The organism is Bradyrhizobium sp. CB82 (genome assembly GCF_029714405.1).
Taxonomy (GTDB): Bacteria; Pseudomonadota; Alphaproteobacteria; order Rhizobiales; family Xanthobacteraceae; genus Bradyrhizobium.
This window is the reverse complement of the sequence record NZ_CP121650.1, coordinates 3,892,078-3,910,726: the sequence shown is the minus strand read 5'-3', so window position 1 is coordinate 3,910,726 and position 18,649 is coordinate 3,892,078. Positions and strand designations below refer to the sequence as shown.

17 protein-coding genes and 1 pseudogene are annotated in these 18,649 nt (G+C 62.9%); 5 read left to right on the top strand and 13 right to left on the bottom strand.

Annotated features, from left to right (window positions below; all coding sequences use genetic code 11):
* The first annotated feature begins 115 nt into the window (after positions 1 to 115).
* Positions 116 to 535: a hypothetical protein gene (locus QA640_RS18755; RefSeq protein ID WP_283042063.1), complete on the top strand. Its 420-nt coding sequence runs from the start codon at positions 116 to 118 to the stop codon at positions 533 to 535.
* Positions 536 to 694: 159 nt separating this feature from the next.
* Here the strand turns inward: QA640_RS18755 and QA640_RS18750 are convergent, their stop codons facing one another.
* The 5 genes and pseudogenes from QA640_RS18750 to QA640_RS18730 all read right to left on the bottom strand — a co-directional run bounded on the left by QA640_RS18750 (position 695) and on the right by QA640_RS18730 (position 5,046).
* Positions 695 to 1,417 carry a hypothetical protein gene (locus QA640_RS18750; RefSeq protein ID WP_283042062.1) on the bottom strand — a complete coding sequence of 241 codons (723 nt, stop codon included), beginning with the start codon at positions 1,415 to 1,417 and terminating at the stop codon, positions 695 to 697.
* Positions 1,417 to 1,849 (bottom strand): annotated as a pseudogene (locus tag QA640_RS18745) (thioesterase family protein). The gene QA640_RS18750 and the pseudogene QA640_RS18745 overlap by 1 nt, the downstream one beginning before the upstream one ends.
* Entirely contained in the window at positions 1,849 to 2,757 is a 909-nt protein-coding gene (locus QA640_RS18740; protein ID WP_283042061.1) for a fumarylacetoacetate hydrolase family protein, read from the bottom strand. The pseudogene QA640_RS18745 and the gene QA640_RS18740 overlap by 1 nt, the downstream one beginning before the upstream one ends.
* A gap of 48 nt (positions 2,758 to 2,805) precedes the next feature.
* On the bottom strand, positions 2,806 to 3,912 hold the full coding sequence (locus QA640_RS18735) for a cupin domain-containing protein (protein ID WP_283042060.1): 1,107 nt from the start codon (positions 3,910 to 3,912) through the stop codon (positions 2,806 to 2,808).
* A gap of 111 nt (positions 3,913 to 4,023) precedes the next feature.
* Entirely contained in the window at positions 4,024 to 5,046 is a 1,023-nt protein-coding gene (locus tag QA640_RS18730) for a carbon-nitrogen hydrolase family protein (protein ID WP_283042059.1), read from the bottom strand.
* Positions 5,047 to 5,173: 127 nt separating this feature from the next.
* Between QA640_RS18730 and QA640_RS18725 the strand changes: the two genes are divergently transcribed.
* The 4 genes from QA640_RS18725 (at position 5,174) to QA640_RS18710 (ending at position 10,025) form a co-directional block, all read left to right on the top strand.
* Positions 5,174 to 7,333: an indolepyruvate ferredoxin oxidoreductase subunit alpha gene (locus QA640_RS18725; protein WP_283042058.1), complete on the top strand. Its 2,160-nt coding sequence runs from the start codon at positions 5,174 to 5,176 to the stop codon at positions 7,331 to 7,333.
* The gene (locus QA640_RS18720; RefSeq protein WP_283042057.1) at positions 7,330 to 8,895 is read left to right on the top strand and encodes an indolepyruvate oxidoreductase subunit beta family protein; all 1,566 of its coding nucleotides are present in this window, start codon (positions 7,330 to 7,332) and stop codon (positions 8,893 to 8,895) included. The genes QA640_RS18725 and QA640_RS18720 overlap by 4 nt, the downstream gene beginning before the upstream one ends.
* A 153-nt stretch (positions 8,896 to 9,048) precedes the next feature.
* Positions 9,049 to 9,543, top strand: coding sequence for a MarR family transcriptional regulator (locus QA640_RS18715; protein ID WP_283042056.1), 495 nt, complete (start codon positions 9,049 to 9,051; stop codon positions 9,541 to 9,543).
* Complete coding sequence (locus QA640_RS18710) at positions 9,543 to 10,025, top strand: MarR family winged helix-turn-helix transcriptional regulator (RefSeq protein ID WP_283042055.1); 483 nt, start codon at positions 9,543 to 9,545, stop codon at positions 10,023 to 10,025. Before QA640_RS18715 ends, QA640_RS18710 begins: the two co-directional genes overlap by 1 nt.
* A gap of 6 nt (positions 10,026 to 10,031) precedes the next feature.
* Here the strand turns inward: QA640_RS18710 and QA640_RS18705 are convergent, their stop codons facing one another.
* The 8 genes from QA640_RS18705 to QA640_RS18670 all read right to left on the bottom strand — a co-directional run bounded on the left by QA640_RS18705 (position 10,032) and on the right by QA640_RS18670 (position 18,618).
* The gene (locus QA640_RS18705) at positions 10,032 to 10,760 is read right to left on the bottom strand and encodes an SDR family oxidoreductase (RefSeq protein ID WP_283042053.1); all 729 of its coding nucleotides are present in this window, start codon (positions 10,758 to 10,760) and stop codon (positions 10,032 to 10,034) included.
* A 2-nt stretch (positions 10,761 to 10,762) separates the two neighbouring features.
* Positions 10,763 to 12,379 (bottom strand): ATP-dependent acyl-CoA ligase, encoded by a 1,617-nt coding sequence (locus tag QA640_RS18700; protein WP_283042052.1) that lies wholly within the window; start codon positions 12,377 to 12,379, stop codon positions 10,763 to 10,765.
* A gap of 7 nt (positions 12,380 to 12,386) precedes the next feature.
* Entirely contained in the window at positions 12,387 to 12,863 is a 477-nt protein-coding gene (locus tag QA640_RS18695; RefSeq protein ID WP_283042051.1) for an aromatic-ring-hydroxylating dioxygenase subunit beta, read from the bottom strand.
* Positions 12,860 to 14,200: a Rieske 2Fe-2S domain-containing protein gene (locus QA640_RS18690; RefSeq protein WP_283042050.1), complete on the bottom strand. Its 1,341-nt coding sequence runs from the start codon at positions 14,198 to 14,200 to the stop codon at positions 12,860 to 12,862. Before QA640_RS18690 ends, QA640_RS18695 begins: the two co-directional genes overlap by 4 nt.
* Positions 14,201 to 14,216: 16 nt before the next feature.
* Positions 14,217 to 15,167, bottom strand: a complete 951-nt coding sequence (locus tag QA640_RS18685) for a PDR/VanB family oxidoreductase (protein WP_283042049.1) — start codon at positions 15,165 to 15,167, stop codon at positions 14,217 to 14,219.
* Positions 15,168 to 15,471: 304 nt separating this feature from the next.
* Complete coding sequence (locus QA640_RS18680; RefSeq protein ID WP_283042048.1) at positions 15,472 to 16,179, bottom strand: fumarylacetoacetate hydrolase family protein; 708 nt, start codon at positions 16,177 to 16,179, stop codon at positions 15,472 to 15,474.
* On the bottom strand, positions 16,172 to 17,248 hold the full coding sequence (gtdA, locus tag QA640_RS18675; protein WP_283042047.1) for a gentisate 1,2-dioxygenase: 1,077 nt from the start codon (positions 17,246 to 17,248) through the stop codon (positions 16,172 to 16,174). Before gtdA ends, QA640_RS18680 begins: the two co-directional genes overlap by 8 nt.
* A 14-nt stretch (positions 17,249 to 17,262) precedes the next feature.
* Positions 17,263 to 18,618 carry an MFS transporter gene (locus tag QA640_RS18670; protein ID WP_283042046.1) on the bottom strand — a complete coding sequence of 452 codons (1,356 nt, stop codon included), beginning with the start codon at positions 18,616 to 18,618 and terminating at the stop codon, positions 17,263 to 17,265.
* Positions 18,619 to 18,649 lie beyond the last annotated feature (31 nt).

Below are 18,649 nucleotides of genomic sequence, written 5' to 3'. Positions count from 1 at the left end.
GATTTTAGCCGGGGAACTCGGCCACTCGTCATCCTTGGCGCTGCTCTCACGCGCTCGGAACGAAAGGCCGCGGACTTTTGTTCAACCATCCGGACTCCAGCTAAGGAGAAGGACTATGATTGCTTACGCACTTATGATCTTGGGCGCCTTGCTCGTGTTCAGCACCAGCTCGGTGTACGCCGGTCCCTGCAACACGGCGAGCCGCGATGCAGGATCGGGAAATGTGCCCGGCTATACCGGACAAACCACTGGCTCCACAGCAACCGATACCCAGCAGCATCCGCCGACGTCTTCGATGAACAAAGCCTCGGAGCATACCGCAACGTCGTCGGAAGACGCCCAGCGCCAGATGCAGAGCCAGCCTACCGCTGCCGAGCAATCGACGACGACCCGGCCCGCACCCTCCGAGCAGTCACCGGATAAAACGGCAGGCACGGTCGAGCAGACCCGCCCCGAGCCCACTGAACAATCAAAGAAGGCGACAGCCGGTGCTGCCGAGCCCGCACCGTCCCAGAAAAAGGCGACGGACTGCTAGAACCGCGGGAACAATCGATTCAAAGGGGAGCGTATCGAGGGCAGGCCGACACTGAGACTGTAACCCCTCACCCGGATCGCATCTGTCGATGCGATCCGACCTCTCCCTCCGGGAGAGGTGAATCCTCGGCATCGCACTGATTCACCCAAAACTCATCCTTTAATTCTTGGGCCGAACCGTCCTCGTCAGCATCGGAAAATGCTTGTTGCCGCCTGAGAATGGCGGGAAATGGACGAAGTCCTGACGCATGCGCTTGATCACATCGGAGCCGAGCGCGTGCGAGAGGGCTTCCGGGCTGTCGAACACCAGCTTGTTGCGCTGCATGTGCTCGACCCGTCGCGACGGCAACCGGTCGACCCAATCGATGCGCGTATAGATCTCGATCTGCCGCACGTTCGGAAAGGTCCGCATGATCGATGGATGGTGCTCCAGATAGTGCAGGTTCCAGGCATTCATGTCCTCGGCCGGGCCGGGATAGTGCACGAGGTAGCTGCACGGGATTGCCGTGCCCTTGGGGTCTTCGCCCTTGGGGTGCTCGGCGAGATCGACGGGAAAGGAGCGCGTCAGCATTACCTGATGCGTGACGTCCAATCCGGACAGGCTCGATAGCCCCTCGCCCGCAGCGAGGTTGGCAGGAACTCCGCATCGATCCAGAACGGCCTCGCACGCGAATAGATCCCGAAACCGCAATTGAAGCGCCAACAGGGGGCCGGCCCCATCAGCCTTGTAGGGATGGTCGACCGATTGATCGAGCGGCGTGAACAGGAGGCCCTCGGTCATCTCCGGGATCGATCCGACCATTGCTGCGGCGGCCGCAAGATCCTCGGATTGGATGCGCCGTTTGCCGGCGGGATCAGAGAATGTCATGAAGAACGAGATCATCACGGCGTCGCCTCGGCTTCCTCGTCGGCATGCAAATGCGCCGCGAGCGCTGTGCGAATATCATCGGGCCATGGAAGTGCACGATGATCCACAAGCGAGGTTGCGGCAAGGATCTGCCGGGCTCGCCAGCGTATGCCGTCCGCGCCTGAGACGGTATGGGCCAAATGCAGCGATGAGCCGCCGACCTTGCGAATGCAGGGCGAACGTCAGGTGGTCACCGAAGCTCGATGGACGGGAAAAATCGCAGGTCAGATGCACCGTGGGCGTCCCGATCTTGCGGACCTTGATCAGTTCGGGCCAGGGAAAACCGATGGTCGCCCAGAATTCCTCGACGACCCCGTTGAGGATGTTGAGGTAGGACGGGAAGTAGGCGATGCCTGAGGGATCGCAATCCCCGAACCTCAGCTCGCGCCCCAACGAGAACGTCGTCATCAGATCGCAACGACGGGATGCCTGATGACACCGACGCCATCGACGCCTGCTTCCACAACGTCGCCCGGCCATAGCCATTCCTGGGGGCTCATGCCGGCGCCGACGCCTTCAGGCGTGCCGCTCGCGATGATGTCGCCGGGCTCGAGCGTCATGCCCGACGAGATGTCCGCGATCAGCACCGGGATATCGAAGATCATGTATTTCGTGTTGGAATCCTGCTTCATGACGCCATTCTTCGTCAGCCAGAGCCGCAGATCATGCGGGTTTGGAATCTCGTCCGCAGTGACGATGCAGGGGCCGAACGGCGCATAGGTGTCCATGCCTTTTGAGAATATCCACTGGCCGGCGCGGCGATTGTCGCGCGCGGAGATGTCGATCATCACCGAATAACCGAAGACGTGCTCCATCGCCTTTTCGACTGCGATGCGCGTAGCGGTCTTGCCGATGATGACCGCGAGCTCGACCTCCCAGTCGAGCTGCTGTGTCATCTTGGCGTTGTGCTGAATCGCGGCCCCCGGACCGATCACAGAGGTCGGCGGCTTGGAGAAGACGACCGGCTGCTTCGGCAGGTCCTTGTCGGTATCCAGGCTCTTGGCGGACTCCGCCACGTGCGCGCGATAGTTCAGCCCGATGCCGAAAATGTTCTTTCGCGGGCGCGGGATCGGAGCCTGCAGCTTCACATCCTCGACCGCAACCGCAGAGCCGGCCGGGAAGCGGCCATTTGCACTCTCCAGAGCGTCCCTCAGCGCCGGCAGCAGAGTCACGCTGTTGTCGATGAGCGACAGCATGTCGCTCGGCCATGCGAGATCGCGCGACGCGCCAAAGCGCCCGACGTCGACAACCAATCCGTTGACGAGGACGCCGAGACAGGCACCGCTGGAGCCCAAGGTGTAAGTGACGAGGCGCATGCTTGATCCGACTCTTTCGGTTGAGCTCTGAAAACGAGCGATGACGTGTCAGGCAGCGGCCGGCTGGTGCCCGGCGTTGTCGCCATAGGCCTCTTCCCGGTAGAGACCGAGGCCCTCAATGACGGGCAGATCGTTGAAGCAGAACAGGCAGGCGTCCTCGCTTTCGGACGCGTTGCCGTGCTCGTGCCAGGCCCAGGAGGGAACGCAGAAGATGTCGCGCTCCTCCCATTCGAAGCGCTTGCCGCCGATCACCGAATAGCCGCGGCCCTTGGCGACCTGGTAGATGAAGCTACCGGTGTGCCGATGCGACTTCGTGTTCTCGCCCGGCCGCAGCAACTGCATGCTCGCGCCGATCGTCTGCATCACGTGCCCGCCCGTGATCGGATTGACATAGTTCATGAGAATGCCGTCGTAGGGCGACCCATCGGTCGCAGCGCCATATTTGCGCAAGGAATCGTAAGTCGGCTCCCACTCATATTTGAACATGGGTGAATAGCCCTTCGACCAGCGCGAGTCGGCCGGCCGAAGACCGGGATTTCCCCAGGTCTTGGTCATGTCGTCCACGGGATAGCCGGACTCCTCCTGCTGGATCTTCGGATGCACGACGAAGAAATTGGCTTCCAGCGCATTGACGAGCGGGATGTCCAAGCCATCCTGCCAAATGCACACCGAGCCATTGCCTTCCACCCCGTGCTCATGCCAGGTGCCGTTCGGCGTCAGCACGAAATCCCGTGCGCCGAGCGTCATCTTGTGGCCGTCGACAATGGTGTAGGCGCCAGCCCCTTCCATGATGAAGCGGAGGGCCGAAGCCGAGTGCGCGTGTGCGGTAGCGACTTCGCCGGGATGCATTACCTGCAGTCCCGAATAGAGCCAGCCGACCGCGGCCGACACATCGCGGCGGCCTGGATTGTTCAGGTAGATCACCCGCCGCCCCGCCTTCTCCGGCGAAACCAGCTCGACCGAGCGCAGCACGTGCTCGCGCAAATCGTTGTAGCGCCAGAGAACGGGAACGGAGGCGGATTGCGGCTGCCATGGCTCGATCTTGTTGGCGACCGTCCAGAGCGCGCCGGCTTCGTACTTTTCGAGATCCTTGTAGTAGGCCTTCAGCTCGGGCGTGTCTTCGACATTGGACCGGCCGATCACGTTCTCGCGCATCCTATCCTCCAAGTCTTGTCCTGAAGCGTCTTGTCCTGAAGCGTCTTGTCCTGAAGCGTCTTGTCCTGAAGTCTGTCTCACGACGTCGCCTGTTCGACGCGTCCCGAACCGTCATTCCGATTTGCCGGGAATTGACGAGAAGCCCACCTGCTCTTCCCCTGCGACACGCTCTGTTTCTGCCAGGCCGAGCGGCGCCAGCGGACGACGGTTGACCCGCAAATCGAAAATATCGAACCGGTTGTAGTGCCCGACGATGTCATGCATCTGCTTCGGCTGGATGCAGCGGCCGAGATCGATGTCGGCATAGACGATGCCTTCGTCGTCGATCAGGGGCTCGCCGACCACGCGGCCATCCGGGCCGATGATGCCGGAGAATGCGCTGGACTTGCGCTGCAATCGTGCCCGCGCATCGGGAACGACTTTCTCCATGGCCGAGATGATCTCCTCCGAGACGGTCGAGCAGGAGACGATCGTAAAGATCTTGCCTTCGAAGGAGTGGGCAATCCCGCGCAACTTGATCGCCTCCGCCATGTCGTAGTCGGGTGGCGCAACGGGCAGGGAGATATAGCTTGCGACGTGCACGAGTTCGCCCTGCCCCAGCAGCGCGAAGCGCGCGAGCGTGTTGGTGTTCTCGCCGCACGCAAGCGCTCCGAGCGGCCCGATCTCGGTATCATAGACCTTGAGGCTCGACCCGTCACCGCCGGTCCAGGTCAGCTTTTCCGCCCAGGTCGGCACCAGCTTGCGGTGCTTGCCGAGCAGCGCGCCATCCGGGCCGATGAAGACCAGCGTGTTGTAGATGGCGCCGAGCGACACCGGGCTGCGCTCGTTCACACCCAGCACGACGCAGCATTCGGCATCGCGCGCGGCCTTCCGGACGACGTCGATCTCCGGCCCCGGCACGAGCACGGATTCCCTGACGAGCTTTTCGAACCATGCGCTGCCGGTGACGGGATCGGTGATCCAGTTCCAATAGGGATAGCCGGGAACGAACACTTCGGGGAACGCGACGAGCCGCGCGCCATTGGCCGCTGCCTCACGCACCAGTGAGGCCGCCTTGTCGACGGTGGCGCCCTCGTTGAGATATACAGGTGAAGCCTGGACGGCGGCAGCTTTAAAGCGCGGCAGCTTCAGCATCGGCCCTACCCTGTCGCTGGCTCATGATCGCCTTGTCGGAGCAGAGGTCCGCAAGCGTGACCGCATGGCGCAGCGTTGACTTACTTCACATGTAAACGTATGCTATAGCATATTTCTGGAGGGTGCAATGGCTGAACGATCTTTTGCTCGCGAAGTCGAGGATCTCCGGCTCGGCGACGGCGACACCTTCCGCGGCGAAGGCATCCTCGCCATCACCAAGGCACTCCTGCAATCGGGTGTCGCCTATGTCGGCGGCTATCAGGGCTCGCCGATCTCGCACCTGATGGACGTGCTCGCCGACGCCAAGGATGTGCTCGACGATCTCGGCGTCGTCTTCCAGAGCTCCGCCAACGAAGCCGCCGCTGCGGCGATGCTGTCGGCTTCGGTCATGTATCCGCTCCGTGGCGCGGTGGCATGGAAGTCGACCGTCGGCACCAACGTGGCCTCCGACGCGCTCGCCAATTTGGCATCGGGCGGCGTCACCGGCGGCACGATGGTCATCGTCGGCGAGGACTACGGCGAGGGCTCGTCCATCATGCAGGAGCGGACCCATGCCTTCGCAATGAAGTCGCAGATGTGGCTGCTGGATCCGCGTCCCGATCATGAATGCATCGTCAACCTGATCGAGAAGGGCTTTGAGCTCTCGGAAGTCTCGAGCACGCCCGTGATGCTCGAGGTTCGCGTCCGCGCCTGCCACATGCATGGAAGCTTTGTCTGCAAGGACAATGTCCGGCCGGCGCATACCATCAAGGATGCGCTGAACAATCCCAGGCGCGACGTCGGCCGCATCGTGCTGCCGCCGGCGGCCTACGAGCACGAGCAGGAGAAGATCAGGACGCGGATGCCCGCGGCCATCAACTTCATCCGGGAGAACAAGCTGAACGAACGGATGGGGCCGAAGCAGGGCAAGGTCGGCATCATCATGCAGGGCGGGATGTACAACAATGTCATCCGCGCACTTCAATATCTCGGTCTGTCGGACGCCTACGGCAACACCCAGGTTCCGCTCTACGTCATGAACGTCACCTACCCCGTCATCGATACGGAGGTTGCGGAGTTTTGCGTCGGCAAGGACGTCATTCTCATTGTCGAGGAAGGCCAGCCCGAATATCTGGAGCAGGCGATCAACACGGTCCTGCGCCGCAAGGACATCAACGCGCGCGTCCACGGCAAGGACGTGCTGCCGATGGGCGGAGACTATACCGCGCAGGTCCTGCTCGACGGCGTCCGTGAATTCCTGGAGAAGACCGATCCGAGACTGCTAGGCAACCGGCCGCCGGCGCCGGACGCAACACCCGTGCTTCGTCACCCTGCCGTCGAGAAGTTGAGGCAGGTGGTGCCGGCACGTCCGCCCGGCCTTTGCACCGGCTGCCCGGAGCGGCCGATCTTCGCCGCCATGAAGCTCGTCGAGGAGGAGCTTGGCCAGCATCACGTCTCGGCCGATATCGGCTGCCATCTGTTCTCGATCCTTCCGCCCTTCAATATCGGCGCGACGACCATGGGCTTTGGCCTCGGGCCGGCCTCGACTTCGGCCTTCAACGTCAAGGCGGACAAGCGCTCGATCGCCGTGATGGGCGACGGCGGTTTCTGGCACAACGGACTGACCAGCGGCATCGGCAATGCCGTCTTCAACAAGCACGACGGCGTGTTCGTCATCGTCGACAACTACTACACCTCGGCGACCGGTGGTCAGGACATCCTGTCGTCGCGCGCGATCAACAAGCGGCGCAATACCAATAATTCGATCGTGCAGGCCGTGAAGGGTATCGGCGGGCAATGGGTCCGGCAGATCGACCGCACCTACGACGTCGGCCGGATGCGCGACACACTGAAGGAAGCGCTGACGACGAGGGAGGAAGGCCCCAAGGTCATCGTCGCCTCCTCCGAATGCATGCTGAACAAGCAGCGCCGCGTGAAGCCGCAGATGAACAAGGCAATCAAGGACGGCGTGCGTATCGTCAAGGAACGTTTCGGCGTCGATGAGGACGTCTGCACCGGGGACCATGCCTGCATCCGCCTGTCGGGCTGCCCGTCGCTCTCGGTGAAGCAACTGGACGATCCCTTGCGCGACGATCCCGTTGCGGCAATCGACAATTCCTGCGTCGGCTGCGGCAATTGCGGCGAAGTCGCCGAAGCGGCCGTGCTCTGCCCCTCCTTCTATCGCGCCGACGTCATTCACAATCCGACCGGCTGGGACAGGTTCAAGTCCAAGGTCGCCATGGCCGTGATCGGCTGGCTGCAACGGCGACGCGACCGCCGGCGTCCGGCGCTCGAGGCGCTGGCATGAGAGACGAAACTGTCAGGCTGGCACTGCCCGCCGCAGGTGATGCAACCGAGCGGCCGGTCTCCATCGCCATCGTCGCGATGGGCGGCCAGGGCGGCGGCGTCCTGACCGACTGGATCGTCCAGCTTGCCGAGAACCACGGCTGGGTCGCGCAGTCGACGTCGGTGCCCGGTGTCGCCCAGCGCACCGGCGCCACCATCTACTACATCGAGGCGATGCCGCCACTCGATGGCCGCAAGCCGATCCTGTCGCTGATGCCGACGCCCGGCGACGTCGACGTGGTGATGGCGGCGGAATTCATGGAAGCCGGACGCTCGATCCTGCGCGGCCTTGTGACGCCGGATCGCACCACGCTGATCGCGTCCAATCACCGCTCGTTTGCGATCGGCGAGAAGATCGCGCCGGGCAACGGCATCGCCGACAAGGGCGCGGTGACCGGCGCCATCGGCGTCGCCGCCAAGAACGAGATCATCTTCGACATGAACGCGCTGGCGCTCGCCAATGGCAGCGTCATCTCGGCCGCGATGTTCGGCGCCCTTGCAGGCGCCGGCGTGCTGCCCTTCAGCCGCGAGAGCTATCTCGACGTGATCCGCGCCGGCGAGAAAGGCGCCAACGCCAGCCTGCGCACGTTCGAAGCCGCCTTTGACCGGGTGCAGTCGAAATCCCCGGAGCCGGCGACGCCCTTGCCAGCCAAGGCAGCCGACAACGCTCCTGCTCCCACTGCCGCGGATCCACGTCTTGCCGGCCTCGTCGCCCGGCTGACGCAGGAGTTGCCCGCGGCCGTCCAGACAATAGGCCGCGCCGGCCTGAAGAAGGTCGTCGATTTCCAGGACGTCGCCTACGGCGCCGAATATCTCGACATCCTCGGTAAGCTCCACGCTGCCGATCGAAGCTCCGGCGGCACCGCTGCTAGCTTTGCTTTCACCCAAACCGCGGCAAAATATCTTGCCAACGCCATGGCTTATGACGACGTCATTCGCGTGGCCGACCTGAAAACACGCGCCGGCCGCCGCGCGCGCATCGAGGGCGAACTCGAGCTGTCGCAGGACCAGGTGCTCCAGACCACCGAATTCATGCATCCCCGCATGGAGGAGGTCATGGGCATGCTGCCGGCTGGCTTTGGCCGCTGGCTTGGCGGGAAGCCGCGTCTCCTCGGTTGGCTCGACCGTCATGTCAACAAGGGACGCCGGGTGCGGACCTACTCGCTGCCCTGGTTTCTCGCGCTCTATGTCGTCGGCGGACTTCACGGCATGCGCCGCCGCTCCCTGCGTCACGCGATCGAGACGGCTCATCGGGACGAATGGCTCAGGGCCGCAACGGAGGCTGTCCGGACCAACTACCAGCTGGGCATCGAGATTCTGCAATGCCGTCGGCTGGTCAAAGGCTATTCCGATACCCACAGCCGCGGCCTGTCGAAGTTCGACAGGACGTTGGCTGCGATCAAGCTGATCGAGCGGCGCGAGGATGCCGCCGACTGGGCGCGCCGGTTGCGGGAAGCCGCACTGAAGGACAGCGCGGGCAAGGAGCTCGACGGCGTGATCCAGACCATCAAGACCTTCGCCTGATGTCGTCAGCGACGGCAGAGGATTGGATTGCCGTTCGCCGCGAGGGACGTCAGGATCTGACATCTTGACTACGATTCTCAGGTTGTTAATCGGAGGAAAAGACCAGCGGTAGTTTTCCCCTCAACGAGACACTCTGTACGCGATGGTTATGCGATGCCGGCAGCACTCAAAGAGAGCATTGGTCCCGTGTTCGGGCAGATTGAAACCCGGCTCTGGCTTCAACTGCTGGCCCTGCATGGCGAGTTCTTTGCGTCTCTGAATTCCATGCTGCACTCGGAGTTTGGCTTGTCGTTGGCAAAGTTCGACGTGCTGGCCCAACTCGATCGCTATGGCGACGGAATGGCGCTCGGACAGTTGTCGCAGAACTTGAAAGTGTCCGGAGGCAACGTTTCGGGGCTGGTGCAGCGCCTTCTGGCCGACGATCTCATCAGCAAGAAAATGTCGAGTGAGGACCGCCGGTCGTTCATCGTGCGCTTGACGCCGAAGGGCGAAGCGCTGTTCCGGAAGGCGGCCGACGTGCACAAGAAGCATCTCAGCAAACGGCTCGAGAGTATCCCCGCCCAGGAGCTGGAGGCTGCGCTTTCGGTGTTGCGGTCCCTCTCCTCAAAACTTCGCACCGAGAGCAAGAAGCAGAGTCGCAGAAAATAATGGCCAAAGAATCCAGGAGCAGATGGAAATCCGGTCCACCGCGGACCCGGGAGCAGCTACAGAGCTATATTCCCTATCTGTTCAACCGCCTCGCCAATCGCTGGAACCTGGATCAGAACCGCGATCTGAGCGAGCACAACATCAACAACGTCGTATTCCGGACGCTGTCGGTACTGTTCATCTACAAGACCCTGACCGTGAACGAGGTTGCCGTTCTCGCAGTTACCGAGCAATCGACGGCGAGCCGCATGGTCGAGTCGATGGTGTCATCGGGCCTCGTCAGGCGCGAGATCGCCGAGGAGGACCAGCGTCGTCGCGTCGTTGGATTGACGGCGGATGGTGAAGCTCTCCTGCGAAAGATCTGGCCGATCATGGAGAAGAACTATGACCGGCTCACCGCGGGCATCGACCCCGATGACATCGAGGTGTGCGCGCGCGTGTTGGCCAAGATGGTCGAGAACATCCGCCAGAACCAAATCTGATCGGTATCAAGGGCCGAGGCCGACGAGGCTGGTGCCGCCGCAGACATAGAGCACTTGTCCGGTCACGAAGTCCGAGCGCTCGTCGAGGAAGAAACCGATCGCATGCGCCACGTCCTCGCGGGAGCCGAGCCGCCCGACCGGAACGTTGCCCGCCATTCGGTCCTGCTGCTCGGAGCCCTTCGGGATGATGCTCCAGAAATTGTCGGTCAGGATCGGGCCCGGCGCGACGACGTTCACCGTGATCCCGCTCGACGCCAGCTCCAGCGCCCAGGTCCGCGCCATGCCATGCACGCCGGCCTTCGTCGCGGAATAGGCCGAGCGCGTGACCGCGCCCATCGCGGCTCGCGAGCTGACGAAGACGATGCGGCCGAAGCGGCGCGAACGCATGCCCTCCAGCGCAGCCTGGGTCAGCAGCATCGGCGCGCCCAGATGCAATTGCGCAAGCGTCAAGACGTCTTCCGGCTTCGCATCGGGCAGCAGGTTCGGCAGGATCACGCCGGCATTGTGCACGAGACTGTCGATGACGTGATCCCGGCAGATTTCTTGCGCAATCGCACGCGTTTCGTCGATGCTGGTCAGGTCCGCGCGATAGGCCGTGAGCAGATCATGCGTCCAGTCAGGCTTCTCGAGCCCGACCGAGACGACGCGCTGCCCCTTCTCCACGAGCGTTTTGGCGAGCGCTTCGCCGATCCCGGAATTGCCCCCGGTGATGAGTGTGGTGCGGATCTCGCTCATGGTCAGACCTGCCGCTTCTTGAGGTCACGGAGATCGTGGAACGCGCCTTCGCGCATCCGAGTCGCGACGAAGTCCTTTAACCCGCCGCGCTGGATCTTCTCCGTTGCGGTCAGCGGGAGTTGATCGACGAAGCAGATCCAGCCCGGCGCCTTGTAATAGGCCATCTGCTCGAGACTCCATCGCACGATGTCCTCGGCAAGCGCGCGGCCCGCGCCGGGCAGCTTGGCGATGACCACCGCCGCGACCTCGTCGCCGCGAACCTGATCGGGCGTCGCCGCGACCGCGGCCTGCCGGATCGCGGGATGGCGGTTCAGAACGGATTCGACCTCGACCGCGGCGATGTTCTCGCCGGAGCGGCGGATCACGTTCTTCTTGCGATCGACGAAATGGAGGTCACCATCCGCATCGCGCGCCACGATGTCCCCGGTATGGAGCCATCCGTCCTTCCAGGCCTCGGCGGTAGCTTCCGGATTCTTCAGATACTCCCTGAAGAAGCCGTAGCGGGGGTCGGCACCCGCCCGCCGCACCAACAGCTCACCCGGCGTTCCCACGGACGCATCGTTGCCGCCATCATCGACGATCCGAACATCGACTTCGGGCGCCGGACGGCCGAAACAGCTTGTGCCGACCTTGCGCGGCTCGACATTGGCGGCGATCACGCCGCCACTCCCGGTCTCCGTCATCGCCCAGGCCTCAAGCAGCGGAAAGCCGAAGCGCTGCTCGAATGGCGCGTGCAGGAGCTTGTCTACGCCGGCGCCGAAGCCGAACCGCACGGTGTGCGTGCGATCCTGCGCCGACGGCGGCGCGCTCATCAGCATCGAGGGCATGACGCCGAGATAATGCAGGCAGGTCGCCCGGCTGTCCCGCACCGACGCCCACCAGGTGCGTGGATGGAACCGGTCGAGCATGGTCAGGCTGCCGCCGACCGACAGCATCGCCATCAGCGACACCGCCATCGCGTTCATGTGGAACAGCGGCAGCGGCGTGATCATCCGCTCGCCCTCGCTTCTGAGATCGATCAGCCCGCCGACATCGCGATACCAGTTTCCGGAATGCAGGAAATAGGTGTTGGTGAGCACGCAGCCCTTGGGCTGGCCGGTCGTCCCCGACGTATAAAGCAGCGCGCATTCGGTCGAGCCGTCGCCTGCATTTGTCGGCCGCGCGCCGCCGAACGGTGCTGGAATCTCGCCGCTGTCGGTCACCACGGGAATCGGCCGCCCGGCCTGGTGCGCTGCCGTCTCGACCTCGTCGCGCCGCTCGGCGAGGACGAAGGCCGCATTCATTTCGGAATGCGCGATGATGTATTCGAGCTCGCTGATCCGCAAATCCGGATTGATCGGCACCACGGAAACACCCAGCGCATTCAGCGCGAACCACAGCTCGACGAAGACCGGCCTGTTCTGGAGCAGCAGCCCGACCCGATGGCCTTCGCCATAGCCGCGGCCGGCAAACGCCGTTCGCCGACGCTCCACCCGTTCGAGCATGGTGCGATACGAGATCTCGCCGGCCGCGATGCCGTAGATGTCGGCCGTCTCGGGCAACACGTTGAGAAAGCCGGCCTCCCCCCGGCGGAGCGCGATCTCGCGGAAGCGGGCATGGACTGTGGTCGCAGCGGTCAAGGCGTACTCACATGAAGAGCTGGATGTTGCCGAACGGTGCGTCGAAATTGACGAGATCGACGCGCTTGAGCTTAATCTTGAGGCCATCGCCGGACCGCACAAGCTCGTGCGACGCCCACCCCGAATAACGCTCCAGCATATCGCCGCGCGTCTCGGTGTAGATGTAAGAGGTCCGCGTCTTGAACACGCCGGCAGCCTCGTCGCATGCGACGATCCGCGGCGCCTGGAGCAGGTGGTGGCAGCGGCTCTTCGGCTTCTGGCTGAAGGTGCGTTCGCCGGCCAGCCGCTCGACGCGCACCTTGAGCAGGAGCAGATCCTCGTACATCAATGACGGCTGGAGCACCGGATCCTGCTGTTGCCATTCCAGGGGCATCCAGTAGCGCCCCTCCTGGTGAAACAGATCAAGCCACGCCTGCCACTGCATGGTGTCGAGCAGCTCAGCCTCCCGATAGATGAAGTCCGCGATGGTTTTCTCGTCGATCATTCCGCGGCCTCGACGCGCTGATCCATGTCCATGGTTATGAATTTGGCCCAGGCATGAAACTGGTTCCGCATCTGGCGCTCCGACGTGCCATTGATGACTGCAGTAACATCCTGCTCTTCATTGCTCTCGTAGAGCCGGCGCAGATTGACCCATTGATTGCCGTTGGACTTCAGCCCCTCCTGGGCCCGCTCATACATCTCGAGATCGTCATGCCCGACGATCGAGGTCGGCGCGTTGATGAAGCGGTTGTACATGAGCGCACGTTCATAGAGCTTGTCGGGCGCACCGACTAGGCGATAGACCCAGCTCTCGACCAGCGTCTTGTCCACCGCGATAGGAATGAAGTTGCGCAGGATCTGGACGGCGCCCTTGACCATGATGTTCGGGAAGTAGACGGTGTTGTGCCGGACCTCTCCCAGGATCTCGTGCGCCCGCTTCTCGCCATAGGCTGCAACCATCCGGGCGAGATAACCTTCGATGTCCGAATAGTTGGAATGGATGGAATTGGCGACACCGGTGTGGCCATGGCCGTTGGGCCAGATCCGGATGCCGCTCTGCTCGTAGAACTCATACGGGCTCATGAAGGGCCCATAGAGCTGCACTGCCATCGGCGTCTCCGTGGAGTCGCCGTGCTCAAGCCTCCAGACCTTGACGGCGGTGCCGGCCGAGCTCTCATGCGCCACCATGGGATGGCAGGTATCGGTCTGGTTCTCGACCAGCATCTTCCAATTGCAGGTGTGCATGTAACGGATCGGCGCGGCCTCGACCGCCAGCTTCCCCTCCGGCGACCGGTCGACCATGTTGTCGATCGTCGAAAGGCTCTCGCCAAAATAGTCCTCGAAGGAGACACCGCTTTCGCTCAGGCGCGCGAAGATGAAATCGCGATAGATGACGACGTTCTTGATCTTCGACAGCCCCTCGTTCGCCTGGGTCTCGGCGAAGCCGGTGTTCTCATAACCCTTCTTCAGGGGGATCGCGAGCAGCGATCCGTCGGTCCTGAATGACCAGGCATGATAGGGACAGCGGAAAAATTTACCGGTATTGCCGCAGGGTTCGGAGGCAATCTTCACGCCCTTGTGCGGACAACGATTGTAGAAAAGGTGGATGGAGCCGTCGCCATGGCGGCTCGCCATCACCGGCTGCCGGCCAATATTGGCGGTGATGAAATCGCCGGGCTTCGACAACTGGCTGGCATGCCCGACATAGATCCAGCTATTCGGGAACAGATGCTCCATCTCGAGCTCGAAGATTTCAGGATCGACATAGACGTCGCGGTGCACCTCGGCCTCGCGCACCAGCGCCTCGATCGCGCGAGAATTGTTTCCGTATTTCGCCATGGCGTCCCTTGCCCCCTCAGAGATCCAATACGAGCCGTTCCGATTTCGCACGCGACACGCAGATCTGCATGACCTTGTTGGACGCCTTCTCGTCGTCGCTGAGAATGACGTCGCGATGATCGGGCACGCCTGCGATCACGCCGCACTGACAGATGCCGCAATCGCCCCGCTGGCAGTCGTAGAGAACATCGAGCCCCGCCGCTTCCAGCGCCTGGATGATGCTCTGATCGGTCGCAACCGTGATGATCTGCCCTGTCGACTTGAGCTCCACCTCGAATGGCCTGTTGGGAGAGCCGGGTTGCTCGGTCTTGAACAGCTCGAAATGGATACGATCTGCCGGGATGCCAATGGCGAGGGCGCCCGCCTTCACCGCGTCGATCATGCCGGCAGGGCCGCAGACATAGACGTGGGCGTCTGCGGGCGCATCGCCAAGCGCCGCCGCGATGTCCAGGCGCGACTCGTCGCTGTCGTAATGAACGGACAAGCCCTTTGGACAGATCGCCCGCAACTGCGGCAGGAAGCCCAGCCGCCCCGGCGTTCGTCCGGCGTAGTGCAGGCGGTATGGAACTTCCCGCGCGTTCAGCTCCGCGGCCATGGACAGAATCGGCGTGACGCCGATGCCGCCGGCCAGCAGCAGCGCCGGCGAGGCTCCCTCTTGCAGACGGAAATTGTTGACCGGCGCGGTCGCTCTCACGATGTCGCCGGTCTTCAGCGCATGCATGAACTGCGAGCCGCCGGTCGACATCTCCTCGCGCAACACCCCGAGCGCGACGGTGTCTCCAGGCAGGCCCGGCAAAGCCATCAGAGAATACGGCCGGTCTTGCCCGTTCGGCAGCAACACGCGGATGTGCGCGCCCGCTTGCCATTGTGGGACAGCACCGCCCTCCACGCCGAACACAAGGCTGCGAATGACCGACGTCTCCGCAACGACCGACTGCACCTTGAGCTTGAGCGGATGCGTGTCCATTCAGGCATCTCAAATTATATGAATTTGCATATTTTTAGACATGTAATAATTGATTGTCAATCGTCGTTGCGCAGGGTTGGAATGCGGGGCGACGGCAAGCAATTCGCGGCGATCGTCACGCGCGCATTTCATTCGGCGGGCAACACGCCTCCGATCACTGCCGTGCGAAACCGCAAGGCGGCGCGACCGCTTCTAATTCATTGAAAAACTTGAAGAGATAGTAGCGAAGTCACAGCTGGTGCACCGCGCCGAAAGCTACATTCGGCGCAGTGCTTCTTTTGCTGGCTGGCCAACACCAACCGATCTATTCGACCGATATCCTGATTTCGCCGAGCCCTTCGATCCCGCCAGTCATGACTTCCCCGCGCTGCACCGGCCCGACGCCCTCTGGTGTACCCGTCATGATGATGTCGCCGGATTTGAGTGCCATCGACTGCGAGCAGATCGAGATGATGTCGGGCACGGGCCAGATCAGCTTCGAGATGTCGGAGTCCTGTTTGATGACGTCGTCGACGGCAAGCCAGATGCGCCCGGCATTTGGATGGCCGACTGCCGAGACCGGTCGCAGCGGGGCGATCGGCGCCGAGAGGTCAAAACCCTTGCCCCAGTCCCAGGGACGGCCCTGCTCACGGGCCTGGAGCTGAAGATCGCGACGGGTCAGATCGATGCCGACGCCGTAGCCCCAGACGTGATCGAGCGCACGTTGGAGCGGGATATCGGCCCCGCCCTGCCCGATCGCGACGATCAACTCGATCTCATAGTGGAAGTTCTTCGTCTGCGGCGGATAGGGAACGGTCGTGCCGTCATCCACAACGGTATCCGCGGGCTTCATGAAGAAGAACGGCGGCTCGCGGTCAGGATCGCGTCCCATCTCGCGCGCATGAGCCGCGTAGTTGCGGCCGACGCAGATGATGCGGCGTACCGGAAAGCGCGCCGTCGAGTTGTGGACCGCGACCGAGGCATGCGGCGGCGGGGGCAGAACAAAATCAGGGCTGGTCATGTCGTCACGCATTGCCGCGATCCTCCCGGAACAAATGTAGCGCTTCCTGAATGGGCCGATCCGAATAAGAGAAAATCACTGCGTCGCCGTCGAGCGCTTCATGACGCACGCGATGCCAGGAGGGGACCACGAAGACATCCCGCTTGCTCCACTCGATCACAATGTCCTCGCCGGATCGTGGCGAGACGACGCTGCGGCCCTTGCCCTCGATCGGCACGAAAACCGTCGCGTCGGTCGAACGGTAAGTCGCGGTTGCGAAATTTTTCGGCAGGAGCTGGATGAAGGTCGCCATGGTGGCCATGGCATGATTGCCCGTGATCGGGTTGGTGTAGCGCATCTTGAGGCCGTGGCATGGGTCCCAGGCAGCGGCGCGGCGCAAGCGTTCGAGCGCCTCGCGCGTTCGCGCATAGGGATAATTGAACACCGGCGACGTGCCACCGCCTCCCCTGTGATCGACGGGAAGGAGGTTATGACCATAGCGGGCGTCACTGTCGCCAACCGGCCGGGTGATCGGTTGTTCGTCTACATCGAGATGTTCTGCAAATGATGCATCCAGCATCTGAATGACCGGGATGTCGAGACCGTCCAGCCAGAAGACCGGATCGGGACTGGGATTGCCGTGGTCGTGCCAGGCCCATGGCGGCGTAATGATGAAATCCCCCTCGTGCATGATCGTACGCTCGCCGTTCACGGCCGTGTAGGCGCCTTCGCCCTCCAGGATGAAGCGTAGCGCCGATTGGGTATGGCGGTGGGCCGGCGCGACCTCACCCGGCATGACGAGTTGCACACCGGCATAGAGATCGGTGGTGATCTTGGACTGTCCGCGGAGGCCCGGGTTTTCCAGCACCAGAACGCGCCGCTCGGCCTCCTTTGCCGTAATGAGACCACCGGCCTCAAGCATGTACGCGCGGATGTCCTGGAAGCGCCACGAGGCTGCTCGACAGGCGCTCCTCGGCTCGGCAGTCACGAGATCGGCCAGCGACAGCCACAGGGCCGTCAAGTTCTTCTTGTCGATCTTGTCGTAGAAGGCACGCCGCTCCGGCGTGTCGGCCGTGGGCGCCATGATTGCTTGTTGGGACATTGTCTGCCTCGCTGTCAATGATGAAGCGTCGCGGTTGACGGCACGAGCTTGAGCGATGGCTCTCGTCTGCGCAGCCCGATCACCGCCAGTCCCGCCAGCAGCGCCGGGACCGCCGCCGTCAGCACGACGGACTGCGCAGTCCACCCGAAGCCGAGCAGAATGCCTCCCGCGACCGGGCCGATGATCGACCCGATGCGGCCCACGCCCAGCGCCCAGCCCACGCCGGTGGATCGGATCTCGGTCGGATAGAGGCTGGCTGCAAGCGCGTTCATGCCGATCTGCGCACCCACCACGCCGAATCCCGCGAGGAAGGTGGAGATCATCAGGGTCCAGACATTGGCCGATCCGAATGCGATGCCGGCGATGAAGAGCGCGGAGGCGGAATAGGCGCCGCCGAGCACCAGATACGGGTCGAGCCGATCGACGAAGCGGCCGAGAACGATCGCGCCCACGACGCCTCCGGCGTTCAACACCGCCGTCGAGAGGATCGCGATGTTGAGCGGCAGGCCACTCGCCTTGAGCAGCGAGGGCATCCAGTTCACGAGAAAGTACATGACGAGCAGGTTCATGAAGAATGCGACCCAGAGCAGCAGCGTCATGGATGCGCGGCCTTCGGCAAGAAGCTTCGCCACCGGAAAGCCTGACGCTTGCGCGGGAGGCATGACATAGCGGCTTGCCGCCGCCTGGGAGGCGGCCGGGTCGAGCCTTGCGAGCAGGTTTGCGATCCGCTCGCCGGAGACGCCGCGCGTCACCAGAAAGCGGATCGATTCGGGCAGCCAGATGGACAGAGCGATCAAAGTCACCAGCGGAAGCATGCCTCCCAAGACGAAGACCGAGTGCCAACCAAGCGCGCCGATGAGAGGCGCGCTGATCACGCCGCCGATCGTCGAGCCCAGCGGAAAGCCGCAGAACATGATGGCGATGAGCAGCGCGCGCATCCGCTTCGGCGCATATTCGCTGGTCAGCGCGATGATATTGGGCATGGCGCCGCCGAGGCCGATGCCCGTCAGGAAGCGATAGACCAGGAGTTCGCTCAGCGTGGTGGCGCGCGCAGTGACGAGCGCGAAAATGCCGAACAGCAGCACGGAGAGCAGAATCACGTTCTTTCGGCCGAACCGATCGGCCGCGGGGCTCAGGACAAAGGCGCCGACCGTGAGGCCGGCAAGGCCCGCACCGAAGATCGGACCGAAGCCGGCCATCGCGATCCCCCATTGCTCGGCGGTGACGGGCGCGACATAGGCGATCGCCTGCGTGTCGAAGCCGTCGAGCATGGCAATCCACCCGCAGAGAACGAGAATCAGGAACTGGAGGCGTCCGAACCGCGCCTGTTCGATGATTTCGGTCACGTCGATGGTCTTCGCAGTGGACATCACGAACTCCAGTGAGCTTGGGTTTCTAGGC

Coding starts and splice junctions, on each gene's coding strand:
- QA640_RS18710 (WP_283042055.1), top strand. CDS start 9,543: ATGGCCAAAGAATCCAGGAGCAGATGGAAATCCGGTCCACCGCGGACC.
- QA640_RS18670 (WP_283042046.1), bottom strand. CDS start 18,618: ATGTCCACTGCGAAGACCATCGACGTGACCGAAATCATCGAACAGGCG.
- QA640_RS18690 (WP_283042050.1), bottom strand. CDS start 14,200: ATGGCGAAATACGGAAACAATTCTCGCGCGATCGAGGCGCTGGTGCGC.
- QA640_RS18730 (WP_283042059.1), bottom strand. CDS start 5,046: ATGCTGAAGCTGCCGCGCTTTAAAGCTGCCGCCGTCCAGGCTTCACCT.
- QA640_RS18740 (WP_283042061.1), bottom strand. CDS start 2,757: ATGCGCCTCGTCACTTACACCTTGGGCTCCAGCGGTGCCTGTCTCGGC.
- QA640_RS18680 (WP_283042048.1), bottom strand. CDS start 16,179: ATGCGTGACGACATGACCAGCCCTGATTTTGTTCTGCCCCCGCCGCCG.
- QA640_RS18685 (WP_283042049.1), bottom strand. CDS start 15,167: ATGGACACGCATCCGCTCAAGCTCAAGGTGCAGTCGGTCGTTGCGGAG.
- QA640_RS18750 (WP_283042062.1), bottom strand. CDS start 1,417: ATGATCTCGTTCTTCATGACATTCTCTGATCCCGCCGGCAAACGGCGC.
- QA640_RS18720 (WP_283042057.1), top strand. CDS start 7,330: ATGAGAGACGAAACTGTCAGGCTGGCACTGCCCGCCGCAGGTGATGCA.
- QA640_RS18755 (WP_283042063.1), top strand. CDS start 116: ATGATTGCTTACGCACTTATGATCTTGGGCGCCTTGCTCGTGTTCAGC.
- QA640_RS18715 (WP_283042056.1), top strand. CDS start 9,049: ATGCCGGCAGCACTCAAAGAGAGCATTGGTCCCGTGTTCGGGCAGATT.
- QA640_RS18725 (WP_283042058.1), top strand. CDS start 5,174: ATGGCTGAACGATCTTTTGCTCGCGAAGTCGAGGATCTCCGGCTCGGC.
- QA640_RS18705 (WP_283042053.1), bottom strand. CDS start 10,760: ATGAGCGAGATCCGCACCACACTCATCACCGGGGGCAATTCCGGGATC.
- QA640_RS18735 (WP_283042060.1), bottom strand. CDS start 3,912: ATGCGCGAGAACGTGATCGGCCGGTCCAATGTCGAAGACACGCCCGAG.
- QA640_RS18695 (WP_283042051.1), bottom strand. CDS start 12,863: ATGATCGACGAGAAAACCATCGCGGACTTCATCTATCGGGAGGCTGAG.
- gtdA (WP_283042047.1), bottom strand. CDS start 17,248: ATGTCCCAACAAGCAATCATGGCGCCCACGGCCGACACGCCGGAGCGG.